Source organism: Pseudomonas sp. PDM18 (assembly GCF_014852585.1).
Lineage (GTDB): Bacteria > Pseudomonadota > Gammaproteobacteria > Pseudomonadales > Pseudomonadaceae > Pseudomonas.
The window spans coordinates 515,282-530,974 of the sequence record NZ_JACVBX010000001.1; the positions used below are offsets into that span (position 1 = coordinate 515,282).

Consider the following 15,693-nt stretch of genomic DNA (forward strand, 5'->3'; position numbering starts at 1 on the left):
CATCGAACGTAGCTCTGACAGATTGAGAAGACGCCTCCGCCAACGCACCGCCTGACGCTACTGCAAACAAAAGCCCCGCAATAATTCTCGAAGACATTGGCATCCCTCCCAGTTGAAATGGGTGGAATGTATCACCGAGCAAACACGAATACCCAGCGCTTGGCTGGGGTGAAGATCAAGTGCCCATCCCTAGGCTCTCGGGCGCTGACTAGCCTTGGGGTGGTGAAACGCCACCCCACAAAGCGACACTCATGCGGCAACCTTCCCGATCAGCAAGGCTCCGGCGTGCCGGACAAACTCAACCGTCGCATCGCGCGCCTTTTGTGCCGCCACCCGGTGGACGTCGCCGGCCTCCAGGCTTTCATGCAGGGCCCGGCGGAACACAGCTTGGACCGATGTCAGCAGCAGGCGCTGCTCTATCGTCAGATCGGTGCGCTGCCCGCTCGTCAGGCCCAGCGCGGCATTGATGGCCTTGTTGGCATTGATGTGGAAGATGCGTTCGGGCGTTGTGCTGCCGCAATCCTCCGCGCGCTTAGCCAGGAGCTTCACTTCGTCATGCAGAGCCCGGTAGAGGGGCAGGTACTGCATGTCATTGATGGCCGTTCCCGCTCTTGCACTCCGGAATGCCTTGACCAGTTTCACCTTGAGGGCCCGGACCCTCTTGGTATTACGGCTGTACGTTAAGAGCAAGTAGGCTTGGTCCTCATTGAGCATGGCGAACTTCTCAGGCTGTCCGCGCCCTACGATTTCTCCGATTTCAAATCGGAGTATTCCAAGCTCCTCAAAGTCAGCGCTGTACGCCGTAATCAACTTCATCGAGCTTTCGTGCTGATTACCCAGGTCTACTGCAAGGGCGCGAGAATCAACACGCGCCTCACCATTCGACTGAACGATCTCGATAGCGCTCATGCCAGTGCACTCCCCTGCCAGTCCAGCTCGTTGGCACAATGCTTCTTCAGGTGGGCGGCCGAGCCGAGGGAGTCATAAAGGAAGCTCGCAATCTCCATACCTGCGCTGCATCCCAGGCTACTGAGATGATGGCTGAGCCGGGAACGCTCCATGATCTTCCAGGACTGCTCGACGTTGTTGATCAGGGCGGCGATGTTCGACCAGGTGCAGATGTCCACAGTCGAGGCCTGATCAACCTTCGGCAGCCACTCGCCGGACACGGAATACGCGGCGATGAAGTTACAGGCGGCTTCGAACTGCCTAGCCGGAATCAACTCCGTGCGCGGCACATTGAACCGAGTGTGCAGGCGGTTGTGCATGGCCAGCTGGAAGCCCTGCCGGCGGTCAGCAGGGACGGCCTGGGCCTTGTCTCGGATCACCCCCTTGATGACGCCCAGCTCGGACATGCCGATGACTTCATCCAGGAGCGTCGCCATCTTTCCGGCGTCCTCGTAGCGACCGTGCTTGCGGATTGCCGGGAGCACCTCTGCGGTCACCCACTTCTTGAAGCGCTTCGCCTCGGGCTTACGACTGCGAAGGATCGCCGAGTAAAGGCCCGACTCATTGATGACCAGCATCTCCTGATCCACCGATCCGAATTCGCCATGCTGGTTTTTGGAGGGGGTACGCACAATCTGCGTACCCCTTTCATCATCATCCAGATTACGAGTCATATCGGCCGCCATCCGGTAATCCAGCGCGGCGGACACATCGGCGGCAACGAACCAGGGCTGGCCATCGACGAGCAAAGTGCGGACCTGCTGCCTGCCAAACTCGAAGGGGATTACACGGTGCAGTGATATGCTATGATCACTCATGACGTTTTCTTCCTGATCGATGACGACGTTATCCGAAGCCCTGGTGCCTGGCCGCACCGGGGCTTTTTTATGCCTGCTTGATTTGTTCATCTCTTTGCTTTGCCTCCGCGATAAGCCCCAAGACCTCAGCCTGCATGCTGTGAAATCGACTCTTAGCCTTTGTCTCCAGCCAAGCCTTCATTTCCTGCGGCATCCTCATTTTGAATTGCGCTTCAGTGTGTTTCATATGCCCTCCATGAGCGGACCTATTAGGTACGTTTAGAGTAGAACCTAATAGGTCCATTTACGTCAAGACCTAAATGGTCCATCCTTCTGCGCCATGAAGCAGACCGACCCCCAATACAAGCTCCGTATCCCAGAGGACGTTAAGTCTGCGCTGGAGGAGGCGGCCAAAGAGTCGAAGCGTTCCCTTAACGCGGAGATCGTCGCCAGGCTCGAACGCAGCATCGAGGCCGACAAGATTGGTCTTACAGCGGACCTAATGGACACCCTCGCACTTCAGGCAATCCTCACGTTGACGCTACTGAATGACCTCGATACCGAGAAAATGTCGGGCTCCCAGTTGCTGGCGATTGACGGGCTCCGCCAAGTGTCTGAGCGGGTAGCCAAGCGTCTTCAGATCAACAAGAAGTCGCCCTACTTCGTCAGCGTCGTTAAGGACAGCGACGACTAGCCTGAGGGACGATAACCATGCCGAAAGGCTCGTGCCAGATGGCTTTTTGTCCATGCACGCTGCAGTGATATCGCAGCGAGTAGTCAGCTACGAACCAAAGGGTCTTCACAATGTGAAGACCCTTTTTCTTTACGCCGCAGCCAGTTCCTTCTTGATGCGGAAGTACTTCGACAGGCCGCCGCCGACCTTGGTGGAGTCACGGAGCACCTTCGCGGTTGCCTGGAATCCGCCGAAGTCTTCGGTGTTGATCCAGTCCATCTGGGTCGCCAGGTTGAGTCGGCACTGGAAGAAGCGAGCCTCGACGCGCTTCTGGGTGCCGGCGGCGTTCTCGCCCTCGAAGAGGAACTCGAAGGTCTTGCCGCTGTTGGTCAGCGCCTCGATGACGTCCACCGCGGCGGAGCTGTAGTCCACGCTCACCTTAAAGGGGGTGCCCGGGGCGGCCTTGATCGCGGTTTCCAGTGCGCCGCCGGAGACAACCTCGATGCCAGAGCCAGTCATCACCCAGTCATCGAACTCGTCGTAATCGGTGGTGCCAGCTTCGTTGCTCACGTTGGAGATGGTGAGAGGCATCTGCGCCAGAGCAATGGTGCCGTCCACATCGGCGACATGCTCTTCACCGGTTACGGTGGTCGCGGCGACGCTGGTGACGTTGCCCCAAACCAGCGCAGCCAGCACCCAGCTGAAGATCTCGCGGAAGTTGATGGAGAGCGACACGCTGGTGACGCGGTCCAGGCTGTCGTACTCACCGCCCTGAGGGGTGGTGGTGTCGGCCAGGGTCAGGCTGTTGGTTTCGGTGGCATGCTGGATCGTGGAGACCAGGCCGACTTTCTGGAAAGGCAGCCCGGAGCCAACCTCGCGCGCCTTGAGGTGGCCGCCGATGACGACCGTCTCTTTGACAATGGCCATGGGTTAGGCCTCCTTCACAGTGTGGGTGGCACCATCGACCTTCTTGGTTTCCTCGAGGAAAGCCTTCTGGCGCGGGGTTACCTTGATCTTGTCGCCGGCCTTGTAGGCGACGCCCTTGTGGGTGTGCTCGCCGGCGAGTTTGACCTCGACCAGCTGCACGGCTTTCTCTTCGCTCATCGGTGAGCTTCTCCTGATGGTTGGTGCGGTTGGCAGATTCAGCCGAGTACAACCCAGAGCAGCAGCGGGATCGCCACCACGCCCTTGGGAAGTTCGGTGTCTGGGAGGAGCTGATTTGAAGCTTTGAAGGTGACCTTGTAAGGCCCCCTACTACCCCACGGCTTGACGGTCCCCTCCGGCACCATCAAGGCGCGCAGAAGATCGGCAAAAACGTCGTTGAGAGTTGCCAGCGTCTCGTCGGGATCACTCGGGTCGGCAAGAGCGATGACCTTTCGCCCGAGCTGTACTGCCCACTGGGTAGCACCCAGCGTCGGCGGCGGCGTTTCGTCAGGCTGAATGACGATGGTTGGATAGGCCGCCTCTTCGTCGTCGATGACCTGCTGAGCGAAGCCGAAGCGAACTCTCGTGCCGACATCGGTGAAGTAGCCGTTTGACGGGGTGATCTGCGCCAGCCGGTCCCGCAGAGCCTGGTCGGCCTGGTTGAGAGGGTTCGTGTTCACAGGTCTGCTCGCTCAAGCTGTCGAAGCACCTCGCGACGCAGTACCCGCTCCCCTTCCTCCCGATAGTCCGGAAGACGGGTATTAAGTATTTGCGATGGAGAGGGGCCGTAGAGGACTTCGATCGGGAGGCGGTCTTTGCCAGTGCGTCGAGCGATCAGGCCGTCGGTCTTCGACGAGCCCATTGACGGCACGATGAATGCACCTGGCAGGTTCTTCTCCGTACCGCCGACATTGACGCGGATGCCAGCTCGAACGCGCTTCCCTTTCTTCCGGGTGCGGTACATCTGCTTGTGAGGGAAGTGGCTTAGCACCAGACCCCGCTTCAGCGCCCAGATCCGCACGGCGTCGGCGATGCGGCGGGCCTTGGTGAGGCGGACCCGGTCTCGCAGAACTGGCCGCTTGATGTTCACCGTTTCGCCCATCTCCTTAAGGATCTGGGCGCGCAATGTTTCCCCGGTGTCGTTCAGAGCCATCAGGGCAGCGCGGTTGATCTTCTTCGGGACCTCATCCAGGCGACTCAACTGTTCCTTGAGGCCTGACAGGCTGACCTTAACTCCACTCATGCTGACCTCACCGCCGCGGTGACGATGGTTCCGTCGTTGCGGACCTGCTCGAGCACGACCCAGCGCTTGCCGCACACGGTGAAGATGCCTTCTCGGCGGACCTTCTCCAGCTCTTCTGCAAGGACACTGATCTGCGTCTGGTCAATGGAAAGCACGCCATCCGGCCCCACCCGCTCGACGTCATGCAGCAGGATCAGCTGCAGGTCGTCGACTGGTGCCTGGGTGGAGTCGTGGTAGCGGCCGCGTTCGATTTCGCCGAGGCGGCGCAGGATGTCCCGCGCCGCCCGAGCCTTCAGCTGCCGCCGGTCCATCACTTGGTCAGCTTGATGATCGCCGCCGGCTGGGTGCAGAGGTTCAGCGGGTTCTTCTGCGCTTCCAGCTCGACGCCGCGATTCATCGGCAGCGGCTCCTGGCGGGAGTACAGCGGGAGGCCCAGGGTGTTGACGGTCTCCATGTAGTCCGCCGGTGCGTTGCGGGTGATGAACAGGTCGGCGACGCCTTCCGGCACCAGGTAGGCTTCGTCCGGACCGATGAAGGCCTCGCTGCCCACCTTGCCGCGGTACTCCTCCCACAGCACGTCGGCGAAGAGGAAGCCGCCGCGCACATCGTTGCGCAGCATCTCGCCCTCGTTGTAGCGCTCCCAGGCCTTGACCACCTTGGCGTGGTCAGTGAAATCGTCGAAGAAGCTGGAGCCACAGAATGCGCGGTAGCCGGTCACCATCGCGGCACCCAGCGCGTCTTCCGACTTGCGCTTCGCCTCCATGACCTTGCCGCGGACGTTGGTACCAGCGTTGCCCAGGGCGAGGGAAACGACGGTCTGGTCAATGCCGAACTCGTCGTAGAGGTCGTAGATGACGCTCACACCGTCGGCATCCAGGATCAGGCCCTTGATCGCGCCGATACGGTGGAATTCGAGGGTGGTCTCGAGATCGCGGCCGAACTTCGCCAGGCGCTGGCTCACGACGTTTTGCACCGCCTCCAGCTCGCTTTCGCTGCCGAAGGCGCGCAGGTTCTGGATGGTGTCGGCGAGCAGCGAATCGCCCACTTTCAGATGCGGCACGGTGAAGGAGCGCAGCGAACGGGCATCACGCTCTGCCGGCTTCACCGGTTGGCCGCGTTGTGCAACCGGGACGAGGGAAATCTTGCCCTTGTTGTACTCGATGGTGACGGTGGTGGTGGTGACGCCTTCTTCCTGGAACAGGCCCAGCGCGCCGATGCGACCGGGCTGATAGTCCTGCTGGTTGATGGCGGCAGTGAGGGACGCAACGCTGAAAGCGTCGTTGTTGAAGATGTCCATATGGGCCATGTAAACGGTCTCCTGAAAGGGTGCAGGTCGCGGCGGGATCAGCGCGCGAGGATGAACGCGCCGGCCAGTACCTGGAGCGCTTCGGTTTTGTCTTCGTCGCTGATGCCGACGGGCCAAACGAGCAAGTCGGCGCGGACTTCGGCCAGGCGGGTGTAGCCCACAGCGTTGACGTCGCCAACGGTGGCGTCCGCGTGGGCGCGCAGGACCGCGGCAGCGTTCTGGCTGCCATCGGTGGCGGCCGGCGCAAGTGCGACGTGTTTGCCGGTGGCGGTGACCTTGCCGAGCACGGTGCCGGGCAGGTGCACGCCGGTGTCGATGACGATCGAGTCGCGCGACAGGTTGCCGTTGGCTTCGGAAAGCACGAAGTCGCCGGCGCGGCGGGATTCATTCAGTACGGGCATCTCTTCTTACCTCGCGTTGCGCCGCTTGTAGGTCGCGGCATAGATGGAGCCGGAGGCAGACGCCCCGGTATTGGCATCCGCTTGTTGGCGGCTGCTGATCTTGGAGCCGCCTTCCAGGCGGCTCGCCAGTTCCTGGCGCACCACCTCGACACCCGTTCGGGCGTTGATGTAGCCGGTGGCCAACTGAGGCATGCCGGCGGCGGTGCACAGGTTGCGGATCTCCTTGGCGCCGTCGGCAGCTGCAGTCATCTGAGACGCAGTCCACTTTTCGCGGATCGCCAACGAGGTCATGTCGCCGAGGCCTGCGGAGGCGCACTGCTCCGCTAGGAGAGCAGGGTCGAGAGGCTGATTTGCTGCGGCTTCTGCAGCCGCCTGCTCTTGAGCCGCCGCAGCAGCGGCTGCAGCGCCAGCGGCATCATCGTCGACCGCTGCGCCCTCGCTTTCAGCCGTGCTGGCGGACTCTTCGTCGTTCTCTTTCTCAGGCTCTTGCGCGGTGACGCCGGCCGCAGTGCCCGATTGCATGGAGGCTCGGCGGCGGGTGTAGGTACCGCCCTGCAGCTCAGCCATCAATTCACGAAAGGTGCCCAGGTGATCCGCCAGGCCGGCGTCGATGGCAGCCTGCCCGAAGAACAAGCCAGCCTCGGTGCCCCGCACTGCAGAGACATCCATGCCGCGGTACGCCGCCACGCTGCTGGTGAACAGTTCGTGGATGCGATCGGACTCCGCCTGCATGAAGGTGCGCGCAGAGTCGGAGAGCGGCTCGTTCGGGTTGCCGGCAACCTTCATGGCGCCGGAGTGGACGTAGGTCCACTTCACCCCTTCCTTGGCGTTCTTCTCGGAAACGTCCTTGTGCCCGATCACCACGCCGACACTGCCGACGCCACCGGTGCGGGTTAGCCAGATTTCGGAGCAGGCTGCAGCCAGGCCGTAGCCGCCCGAATAGGCGTAGTCGTCGACCATCGCGATGAGGGTCTTGGTCTTGCGCAGCTCCACCATGCGGTCAGTGGTGTCGAACAGCTGAGCGGCCTCGCCGCCGGGCGTCTCCATCCGAAGCACGACGTGAGTGATGTTGGCGTCGGCCTCCAGGTCATCGAAGGCGAGCATCAGGCCTTCGTAGCTGACTGGGGCGGCGCCACAGGCGGGCGCTTCGGCCAGACGCGAGACCAACGGCCCGGAGACGTCCAGCACTGCGATGTGCCCAACCTTCTCCATCACCTCGCGGGGCTCGCCGGCGGGGCCAGCGTCGACGCGACCATGCAGCCAGCCGTCGATCAGGGTTTCTGCCATGCCCGGCTCGACCAGCAAAGGCCGGTTGATGGCGCGGGAGTAGATCTGCGACACCAGCGGGCCGCCCTGACCACGGCTGAAGAGCCGAGCCAGCAAGGAGGTCGATTTCGACATGTAGTGCTCCAGAATGAAGAAGGCCCGCAATCGCGGGCCTGGGTGGTTATTGCTCGTCCTTCACCGGTATGGGGTCGTGGCTGTAGCTGAGCCCCAGTCGTTCCGCTCGGTCAGCGTCGCGCCGGTTCTGCATGTCGATCTCCTCGACGTCATAACCGCGATCGGCCGCGGCGGCCTCTCGAGAGCCCAGACCACCAGCAATCAGCATCAGCTCGCCCTGGGCATCCTGCACCGGGTGCAAGTAGCGCCAGGCCTGCGGCCGCCAGGAGCAGGCGACGTAGTCGTCTCGCCGCGTGGCGAAATCAGGGGCGCGCAACAGGCCTGCGAGCACTGCGGCGTCGATGAAGCTCTCCCACATCCACTGGCATAGCTGTGGAATGGTGTAGAGCCACTGATACTGCTCAACTCGACGGTGATACTCGTTGAGGATCGCCCGCAGGATTCGGTCGTTGACGTTGCGCATGTCGCCGGACAGCAGCTCGTAGGGAATACCGCCCATCGACGCAGCGACACCGAGCAGCTGTTGCCGCATGAAATCGCCGTAGTTTCCGCCCTGGTCGCCGTCGAAGAGTTTGATCTCTTCGCCCGGCATCAAAGCAGGGAAGGATCCCGGCTGCATGTTCACTACTGGAACACCGCCGTCGTCGCCCAGTGGCTCACCAGTAAAGGGATCGAACTTGAAATCTTCCTCGTCGTACTGCTGCCGCGTGATCACACCGGTGTAGTCCGCGCGGGTCTTCTTGCGCGTCAACTCGGCGTCGTCGTACTCGTCGAAGTCCCGCGCCTTGATCAGCGCCTGGACGGTCTCGGCGATTCCGCGCACCTGACCGGGCCGCAGGGGAGCGAAGTGGTGCGCCACCTGGCTTGCCGGAACCGGTACTGGCTGAGTCATCCCTGTCGAGGTGTCGCTGGGATGGCGCGGGTACATCCAGTACGCATGGCGCTTGCCGCCCCGGAACTCGACGCCTGCCACAATTTCGCTCTCGCCGCGCACCTCGTTGAGGTTGTGCGGAACCTGGTCGCCCTCGATGAGTTGGAACTGGATGGGCACCATCCGGCCGTTGAGCGGCAGGTGGTGCCGCTTAACGAAGATTTCCCCGGCTTCCTTGCGGGAACGCACGGCCAGGGCCATCAGGCCGTAAACGTCGAGCTGCTCGTCGAAGTCAGCGGCCTGGCGGAAGGTGTTCTCCCACAGATCGTTGGCCATCGCAGCGAACTCGCGATCCTTGCAGGCCGAGCGCGGCTTGATGCCGGTGCCGATCTCGTTCGCGGTCCAGTTGCCGACCCCGTTGGCGATCCAGCCATTGTTCCGGACCGCATCGCGAGAGCGAGAGCGCACCGTACTCAGGTGGCTGATGACCGACCGCGTGGGGCCTGCACTTCCGGGCGTCCAGCTCTTCAGCCGGCGGCCCGAGCTCGCCGCGTCGTAGTTCGCCTGCGGCTTCAGCGGCTGGCCATCGATTTGAAAGCCACGATTTGCCAGGGTTTCGAATTCATCCATCACAGCCCCCTGGAGTGGTTCAGTCGGTAGCCGCGGATTCTCCGGCCATTACCAGCGGCTAGGACCTCGGCCTTGATCGTGTCGCGAAGCTCGAGGAGCTGCGGCAGTTCAGCCGTTGCATAGCGGGTGGAATCGTTGGGGCCGAAGCGAACCTCGACCACGCGCTCACCTCGCGCCAGGTCCACGATCGCCTGTTCGACCTGGGCGAGGTGATCTTTCGTGTATGCCATCAGCGGGACACCTGCATTCGCACCCTGCGGGTGGCGGTTTTCTTGATTGGTTTGGCTGGTGGTTCCAGAGGCCGGGGCTTGACCACCTCAACGTCATTCACCTGGTGGACGTGTGGGTTTTCGTCCCAAGGCCTGGCAAACGGCTTCGGCCGCTCCCAGTCCATCTGCTCCAAGCCCAGCTTGATCGCGCCGGCTCGGGAATAGCAGAACAGGTCAAACGCCTCGTTGGCGCCCTTGGAGGGCTTCTCCCAGCGCTGGGTCTTGCGCACCTCGCAGGTCAGCTCTTCAAACCACCACTCCCCCAGCCACTCAGGCAAATGGACGTAGCCGGGACCGGGTTTCGCCCGCTGCAGGTCGTTGTTCACCGCATCCTTCAGCAGAGTGGTGTTCAACAGCCACACCGGGATTTCCCCCCGAGCCTTGGCCTTCCGGTCCTTCCGCTCGCTGTCTGGGTAGCTCTCGCGCAAGCGCGGCGCGTTGGCTTGGCTCCCCCCCTTCACGAGCATGAACTGCCGGTGGAGGCTGCGCCGCTTGAGTTTGCGGTAGAAGTCGTAGGCCTTCTCGGTAACGCCTGCCTTACCACCCGAGTCGCATACCACTAGCGCCGGCAGCATGGCGCGCCCGCTGCCGTCGGACAGCGGGTAGGCCTTCTGCATGACGTCGCTGATCAGGAGCTCCCAGTCTTCCAGGTAGGCAGACGGATCGACCGGCAGCGGCTCCCCGTCCTCCCCTTTGCGCCGGCTGGTGCGGATGTTGTATCGATCGACCAGCCACTCTTCGCCATGCGCCCCGTAGCCGTGGACCTGAACGACGAAGCGCGGTTTGCCGCCGGCCTGGACGTCCACTGAGGGAACGATGAAGCGGACGCCCTCGGGAATCTGGTGCTTAACCACCTCCTCTCGGCGATCGATCAGCACATCGGCCGATCGAACAGACTCTGAGCGCTGCGGCATGTAGGGCGCGCCCTGGTCGAGGTTCGTTGTGCCCTTCAGCTTGGTCTCGTCACCGGTGGTGACGTAGGCGTGCACGCCCTCCAGATAGCGCAGGCAAATCGACTCCCAGCTCTGGAAAGCTGCCGGCATGCCACCCAACCAGAAGCTGGCCATCTTGCTCTGGCGGGCCTCGCCGGATATCTCACCGCCGCGGCTGATCCGCTGACCTTCAATCAGCCAGCGGCCACTGCGGTTCATCTCACGCTTGTGCTTCTCACTGATCAAGTCACCGCAGTGCGGACAACTGAAGTAGGCGCTACGCGCCGCAAGCTTCATCAGGTCGGCACTGCGAATGGTCTCTTTTAGCTCCTCGAAGCTCGGAAGCGCGAAGGAGCTGATACCCGGCTCAGGCTCGCTGTACTCACCGCAGGACGGACACGCCCAGTACCAGCGGCGGCGGTCGCCAGTGTTGTACAAGCCAATGATGCCAGTGCAAGGCGGAGCCTCATGCGGCGTTTGCTTGCGCCAAGTGGGATCGGTGATCTCGCGGCCTGGCGATGACTCCGCGCAGCACATGCCGCGCGACTTGAAGGTCTGAGTTCGCTTGAGAGCGAGCGACCACAGGCTGCCCTCCCCCTCGATGTCGTCGACGATGCGGTCGTAGTCGGTGACGTCTACCCAGCGGATAGACTTCGACGAAACCTGCGACACTGCGGGCCAGCCGATCTTCAACACCTGGCCGGTCTTGAAGAACTTGTCGAAGACGTTGTCGTCCGCGCGCCCCGCCGAGAGTCGGGCCTTCAATGCCGGGCTGTGGCGAATGGCGCGGTCGACCCTGGTGCGCGAGAAATCGCGCGCTGACTCCTGGCTCATCTGCACGATGAGCGCGTCCCCTGGGTCCGACGTGATGGTGTAGGCCATGCCCCCGTCGACAAGCGCCTGCGTCTTCAGCGATCGCGCCGGCCCGACGAAGACCACACCCTCGAAACGGCGGCTGGCCTTCAGGTCCATCGGTTCGCGCATGTACGGTGCGACGTCCAGGGTGAACTTGCCCTGATAGCCGCCCGGTTCGTTAAGCACCAGATGCTCTTCGGCGGCTTGGCTGACCGAGACCCTGCGCGGTGGTCGAATCAGCTCGGCGATGTTGCGGACGATGTTAGCTGGGCTCGCGTGCATCATCGTTCACTTCCATCATGTCGCAGAGCTCGATGAGCTGCTGATAGAGCCCCTCACGGATTCCGTCGATGACCTCAATCGTGCGCTCGACTTCTGCGGCGCCGAGAGCGCAATCGTTCTCCAGCACGTCGGGGATCGTGTCGAGTCCCTGGGAGAGCGCTTTGAACGCGCTCGCCACCACGCGCTCGACCTCCGGGGCCGGGATGCTGATGCGCTGCTCCGCTTCCCACCGAATCTTCTCCCGTTCAGCGCGGTAGTGGCTCAGCCGGTCAGTGGGGTGAAGCTTGTCGGGGTCATACCCCTCGGGGTCGTCGGCGACCTGCGCGCCCATCACCGCGACGGCAACGTCCCGAAGACGCCAGGCGGGGTGGCCGTTGGTCTCGCCAGCGGGCGGAATGCCCTCCACGCGGCGCTTCACCGTCCGGCGATCGACGCCGAACTCCTCCGCCAGTGCGCTGATGGACCACAAGCGCGCCCCCGAATGTACAAGGGTCACACTCATGAAGACTCCTATTCAGCCCAGCAGCGACGGGGCTTACAGCGATTCGTGTGTGACGTTCACCCTGTACATCGGTGCGAGGCAAAATGCTCACCCTGCCCACTTGCGGAGAATCGCTGCAGCCCCCAAACGACGGGGCCTGTAGCGAATCACGAGAAGGCCTGTGGTGGAGCATCCTAAAAATCGAAAAATTCTGCCTTACCGCGCGGCTCGACGCCTCCCCCGTGGGGGTGGGGGGTGGGCCAGGGTCCCCGCCGTCGCACCACAATGGTGCGTCAAAGTCCCGTCCGCTCGCGGAACTCCTTCGCGAGGTCGGGCAGGCCGACGCCCTTGCGCGCCTCGCTCCAGGCGAACCATGCGCGGACGATCACCCATGCAGGCAGGCCGCAGACGAAGATGATCCCGCAGATGGCGATCATGCCGACGTCATCCTGCACCCAGCTCCCGAGGTCGAACCAGCGGACCACGAACGCCCCGCCGCACATGCTCGATACCACGGTGCAGGTCATGGCCACGACGAACTCTCGTACCGTCTTGGGCAAGGTCATAGCCATCACCAGGATGGCGGCGAGAATGGCGAAGAAGCCAAAGGCTCCGAGCTTATAGAGCGCGATCCCGCCAACTGCAGTCGAGGCCGGCTCGGTCATGGTGTGATTCCTCATGAGGGTGTCCCCAGGCTTGGCCAGCCCTGGCACTACGTGAATAGAAAGGCCCGCGCGTGCTGCGGGCAAAGGCGCAAGTAGCGCGCACCTAGACACAACAAATCTGTTGTATTACCACAAATGTGTGGTAATCTAGCCCCCATCAACAACGAATGAGACGAGGTGATGAAGTTCAGCGAATTCAGAAGATGGTTGAAGGCCCAAGGGGTGACCTTCGAAGCAGGCAAAGGAAGCCACTTCAAGATCACCGCCCCGAACGGCAAGACAACGACCTTCGCGGACCACGGCGCCAAGGAAATGCCTGAACCAACCCGCAAGGCGATCATCAAGCAACTGGGGCTCTAAGAGCCCCCTCTGATGAACTTCGTCACCCAGATAGGGGACAGCTATGTACGATTACGCAATCCGATTCGAACAGGACGACAGCGCTCCTGGCGTTGCCGTTTTCTGCCGCGATCTGCCCGAGCTGAACAGCTTCGGCGATGACAAAGAGCATGCTGTTCGCGAGGCTCTAGACGCCATCGAGACCACCTTGTCGATCTATGTAGACCAACGCCAGGCGATCCCAGAAGCGAGCAGGCCGCAAGCCGGCGAGCACGTCGTTCACCTCCCGGCGGTGACCGTGGCCAAGATCGCTCTGTGGAACGAGATGGTGAAACGCACTATGCGCAAGGCCGACCTTTGCAGGCTGTTGGGTGTAGCCCAGACCCAAGGCGACCGCCTGGTGGACTTCCTTCACACGTCCAAAATGGAACAGCTTGAAGCCGCACTCGCGGCTCTGGGCCTTCGCTTAGCCGTCAGCATCAAGGCCGCAGCCTGATGACTCCGTTATCGCCGCAAGATCAGCTAGACCTGAAGCGATTTATCCAGGAGATGATTCAGGTGAAGGACGAGCAGATGCGCGGATGCTGGAAAAGTGATCCGACGCGCGCGAGCCAACTTAGGAAAGACAAGGAGTCTCTTCGAAGCATCTATGCTCGATTCCCTTGAGACAAAGCCCGGCGAGAGCCGGGCTTTTCGTCTAGCGATCTGCTACCTCAACTGGTGCAGGATTCGCTCAATCTCTCCACGAGAGATGTCAGCTTGCATCGACTGGAAGACCTCGACGCCACGACGACTCGACAGCCGTTGATACAGCTCCTCTCCGAGCGGAGTGAGGACAGACGATCCAAGCGATGGCGACTCCGTATCGCTCAAGAAACCGACTCGCATGCAATCCGCCGCTCGAAGTGCCTGCGTTGCGGCCTCTGCTTCGGCGAGCAAGTCATCCAAATCAGGAGTCGAATCAGCGGCTGTATCGACAAGGTTGCGGTGATAGTCGGTTGCGACCATCCCGGGTGAGTAGAACTCGCCTACCTTCTCGGCCTGCTGCAGCAGTCGCCGAACAAGTTCCCAATCCCACATGACCAGTTCCTTCTATCGGTCGAACAGCGATTACAGAAAACCCGGCGCGGGGCCAGGCTTCTGCTGACACTCTGCGGACAAGCAGTGTCAGTTGAGGATTTAGGCTGGAACTAGTGTCGCTAGTTCAAATCGCGCACGTTTTCGCTCTCTACCGTGTTCCCATTCACAGCCTGCAAGATCATTTCTTACAGAGCCAGGAATCTTAGTAAGGCCAGTTCTTAAGCTCGCCATCGACATGCCGCCGACTTCCATAGGTCCTGTCTGGAGTACAAGCATCGCGGGTCCACCTGAAGCGAGACGTACTAGCTGCCCCTCTGAGATTTGGTGGCTCTCAGCGCCGCGCACCAGCTCCAAATGAGCGACCTGATACTTTCGCGTGCAGGCCTCGCCCTTTTCAAACCACTTGCAGACGACGAGGTCATTTCTAGAGGTACTGGAAGTCGTCTGGAGGCCTCGGCTGGTCACGCCAATCGGCACACCACCAACAGCAATAGGCCCGGTCTTAGTCACCGTCATTTCCATGCTGCCTGCTTTGTAACGAACTACGTCACCAATTCTAAAACTGCCCATGCGAACCTCCTTATTGCGCTCCTCTTCATATATCCATATTGAACGGGAGATTCAAGAAAAAACATATCGTAATTTCGGTAAGCTATATGGGTCAAAAAGAAAAAGCCCGACTCACTGGTCGGGCTGTATGTCGTGCGAAGGTTCGCCGAAGCGGCAAAACCGCAATATGCCGCAAACTCTACTTCCGCTGATTATCACTGTCAATACATCCAGTCTGGATATTTATTCAGGCCGCCTTCCGCTCCTCCATCAGGAAACACGCCGTGATCGCCGAGAGACCTGCTCGGACGAGCATCCGCGCGTCTGCGTAGCTACGGCTCATGCGGTCGCCAACCTCGCGATAGGTGAGCCCATGGACGAAGTAGTAGGTCATGCTCTCTACGACCTCGGGATCATCCTTCACCAGGCTGGCTAGGAATCCATCCACCTTCAGAGCTCGGTCATCGCTGATCAGCAGGTCAGGCGACTTGAACCGCTTCTCGTTCGCCGGGTTGCGCAACATGATCGCCAGCAAGGGCGAGGCGCAGCGCGGCACGCCGTTGTCCCGCCAGACCCAGAGGCCGTACTGCTCCATCAGGAACTCGGTCGCTTTGATCTTCATCTTTCCCCCTCAGTCCCCAGTGAAATGCGAGCCGCCTGGGCCCTTGCCGTTGTTCCATTTGCTGTCGCGTCCGCCAGACAGCCTTCCGATATGCGCCCGCTCCGCCAGCGATCGCTCTGCCTTAGCAGCACGAATACCGAGCGCTCGGGCGATGTCTTCTATTGGCGCCTCAACACCACCTCTCGCCACCCATCCAACACCGGAACATCCATCGCACGGCAGCTCGTAACTGATGCCCTGGGTGACCGCCGCACCGCGGCAGACCTTGCAGGTTTCAACCTGGATGACCGCGCGCTTGAAATCAGGCCCGTGCTTTTTCTGCATCCGCCCTCCTCCGCACTTCTGCTCGAACCATCTCTGAGTCACGACTGAGCGCTCTGCCCTCCTCGCGTAACTTCTCCTGACGTTGGCGATTCGGCTTGGCA

Annotated in this window: 22 protein-coding genes; 3 read left to right on the forward strand and 19 right to left on the reverse strand. The window is 61.5% G+C overall.

All coding sequences use genetic code 11. The annotated features are described in order from the left end of the window. Nucleotides 1-249: 249 nt before the first annotated feature. Genes IB274_RS02380 through IB274_RS02390 form a run of 3 tightly spaced genes read right to left on the reverse strand, consistent with a single transcriptional unit; the run spans nucleotide 250 to nucleotide 1,992 of the window. On the reverse strand, nucleotides 250-909 hold the full coding sequence (locus IB274_RS02380) for a Rha family transcriptional regulator (protein ID WP_192430492.1): 660 nt from the start codon (nucleotides 907-909) through the stop codon (nucleotides 250-252). Continuing rightward, on the reverse strand, nucleotides 906-1,856 hold the full coding sequence (locus IB274_RS02385; RefSeq protein ID WP_192430493.1) for a Bro-N domain-containing protein: 951 nt from the start codon (nucleotides 1,854-1,856) through the stop codon (nucleotides 906-908). Before IB274_RS02385 ends, IB274_RS02380 begins: the two co-directional genes overlap by 4 nt. After that, a complete protein-coding gene (locus IB274_RS02390) occupies nucleotides 1,834-1,992 on the reverse strand; it encodes an Arc family DNA-binding protein (RefSeq protein ID WP_192430494.1) in 159 nt (52 codons plus the stop codon). Before IB274_RS02390 ends, IB274_RS02385 begins: the two co-directional genes overlap by 23 nt. A gap of 93 nt (nucleotides 1,993-2,085) precedes the next feature. Here IB274_RS02390 and IB274_RS02395 point away from each other — a divergent pair, with 93 nt between their 5' ends. Next, a complete protein-coding gene (locus IB274_RS02395; protein WP_192430495.1) occupies nucleotides 2,086-2,439 on the forward strand; it encodes an Arc family DNA-binding protein in 354 nt (117 codons plus the stop codon). 129 nt (nucleotides 2,440-2,568) lie between these two features. Here the strand turns inward: IB274_RS02395 and IB274_RS02400 are convergent, their stop codons facing one another. The 13 genes from IB274_RS02400 to IB274_RS02460 form a co-directional block, all read right to left on the reverse strand. Then, on the reverse strand, nucleotides 2,569-3,345 hold the full coding sequence (locus IB274_RS02400) for a hypothetical protein (protein ID WP_192430496.1): 777 nt from the start codon (nucleotides 3,343-3,345) through the stop codon (nucleotides 2,569-2,571). A gap of 3 nt (nucleotides 3,346-3,348) precedes the next feature. Beyond that, nucleotides 3,349-3,522 carry a hypothetical protein gene (locus tag IB274_RS02405; RefSeq protein WP_192430497.1) on the reverse strand — a complete coding sequence of 58 codons (174 nt, stop codon included), beginning with the start codon at nucleotides 3,520-3,522 and terminating at the stop codon, nucleotides 3,349-3,351. 38 nt (nucleotides 3,523-3,560) lie between these two features. Beyond that, complete coding sequence (locus IB274_RS02410) at nucleotides 3,561-4,022, reverse strand: hypothetical protein (RefSeq protein ID WP_192430498.1); 462 nt, start codon at nucleotides 4,020-4,022, stop codon at nucleotides 3,561-3,563. After that, nucleotides 4,019-4,585: a phage tail protein gene (locus IB274_RS02415; RefSeq protein ID WP_192430499.1), complete on the reverse strand. Its 567-nt coding sequence runs from the start codon at nucleotides 4,583-4,585 to the stop codon at nucleotides 4,019-4,021. The genes IB274_RS02410 and IB274_RS02415 overlap by 4 nt, the downstream gene beginning before the upstream one ends. Next, nucleotides 4,582-4,896, reverse strand: a complete 315-nt coding sequence (locus tag IB274_RS02420; protein ID WP_192430500.1) for a hypothetical protein — start codon at nucleotides 4,894-4,896, stop codon at nucleotides 4,582-4,584. Before IB274_RS02420 ends, IB274_RS02415 begins: the two co-directional genes overlap by 4 nt. Further along, nucleotides 4,896-5,891 (reverse strand): major capsid protein, encoded by a 996-nt coding sequence (locus IB274_RS02425; RefSeq protein WP_192430501.1) that lies wholly within the window; start codon nucleotides 5,889-5,891, stop codon nucleotides 4,896-4,898. The genes IB274_RS02420 and IB274_RS02425 overlap by 1 nt, the downstream gene beginning before the upstream one ends. 38 nt (nucleotides 5,892-5,929) lie before the next feature. Further along, complete coding sequence (locus IB274_RS02430; RefSeq protein ID WP_192430502.1) at nucleotides 5,930-6,292, reverse strand: head decoration protein; 363 nt, start codon at nucleotides 6,290-6,292, stop codon at nucleotides 5,930-5,932. A 6-nt stretch (nucleotides 6,293-6,298) separates the two neighbouring features. Beyond that, a complete protein-coding gene (locus IB274_RS02435; RefSeq protein ID WP_192430503.1) occupies nucleotides 6,299-7,693 on the reverse strand; it encodes a S49 family peptidase in 1,395 nt (464 codons plus the stop codon). A gap of 46 nt (nucleotides 7,694-7,739) precedes the next feature. Beyond that, nucleotides 7,740-9,194 (reverse strand): phage portal protein, encoded by a 1,455-nt coding sequence (locus IB274_RS02440; RefSeq protein ID WP_192430504.1) that lies wholly within the window; start codon nucleotides 9,192-9,194, stop codon nucleotides 7,740-7,742. Further along, nucleotides 9,194-9,424 carry a phage tail protein gene (locus IB274_RS02445; RefSeq protein WP_192430505.1) on the reverse strand — a complete coding sequence of 77 codons (231 nt, stop codon included), beginning with the start codon at nucleotides 9,422-9,424 and terminating at the stop codon, nucleotides 9,194-9,196. The genes IB274_RS02440 and IB274_RS02445 overlap by 1 nt, the downstream gene beginning before the upstream one ends. Then, nucleotides 9,424-11,535 (reverse strand): phage terminase large subunit family protein, encoded by a 2,112-nt coding sequence (locus IB274_RS02450; RefSeq protein WP_192430506.1) that lies wholly within the window; start codon nucleotides 11,533-11,535, stop codon nucleotides 9,424-9,426. Before IB274_RS02450 ends, IB274_RS02445 begins: the two co-directional genes overlap by 1 nt. Further along, complete coding sequence (locus IB274_RS02455; protein ID WP_192430507.1) at nucleotides 11,513-12,034, reverse strand: DUF1441 family protein; 522 nt, start codon at nucleotides 12,032-12,034, stop codon at nucleotides 11,513-11,515. The genes IB274_RS02450 and IB274_RS02455 overlap by 23 nt, the downstream gene beginning before the upstream one ends. Before the next feature lie 272 nt (nucleotides 12,035-12,306). Next, nucleotides 12,307-12,678, reverse strand: a complete 372-nt coding sequence (locus tag IB274_RS02460; RefSeq protein WP_192430508.1) for a hypothetical protein — start codon at nucleotides 12,676-12,678, stop codon at nucleotides 12,307-12,309. 180 nt (nucleotides 12,679-12,858) lie between these two features. Between IB274_RS02460 and IB274_RS02465 the strand changes: the two genes are divergently transcribed. Both IB274_RS02465 and IB274_RS02470 read left to right on the forward strand, forming a co-directional pair. Further along, complete coding sequence (locus IB274_RS02465; protein WP_192430509.1) at nucleotides 12,859-13,038, forward strand: type II toxin-antitoxin system HicA family toxin; 180 nt, start codon at nucleotides 12,859-12,861, stop codon at nucleotides 13,036-13,038. Between the two features lie 43 nt (nucleotides 13,039-13,081). Continuing rightward, nucleotides 13,082-13,513, forward strand: a complete 432-nt coding sequence (locus IB274_RS02470) for a type II toxin-antitoxin system HicB family antitoxin (protein ID WP_192430510.1) — start codon at nucleotides 13,082-13,084, stop codon at nucleotides 13,511-13,513. A 212-nt stretch (nucleotides 13,514-13,725) separates the two neighbouring features. Here IB274_RS02470 and IB274_RS02475 read toward each other — a convergent pair whose 3' ends face one another. From IB274_RS02475 to IB274_RS02490, 3 genes are all read right to left on the reverse strand, one after another. Then, on the reverse strand, nucleotides 13,726-14,097 hold the full coding sequence (locus IB274_RS02475; RefSeq protein WP_192430511.1) for a hypothetical protein: 372 nt from the start codon (nucleotides 14,095-14,097) through the stop codon (nucleotides 13,726-13,728). A gap of 796 nt (nucleotides 14,098-14,893) precedes the next feature. After that, nucleotides 14,894-15,268 (reverse strand): antiterminator Q family protein, encoded by a 375-nt coding sequence (locus tag IB274_RS02485; RefSeq protein ID WP_192430513.1) that lies wholly within the window; start codon nucleotides 15,266-15,268, stop codon nucleotides 14,894-14,896. 9 nt (nucleotides 15,269-15,277) lie between these two features. After that, complete coding sequence (locus IB274_RS02490; protein WP_192430514.1) at nucleotides 15,278-15,592, reverse strand: hypothetical protein; 315 nt, start codon at nucleotides 15,590-15,592, stop codon at nucleotides 15,278-15,280. Nucleotides 15,593-15,693: the final 101 nt, after the last annotated feature.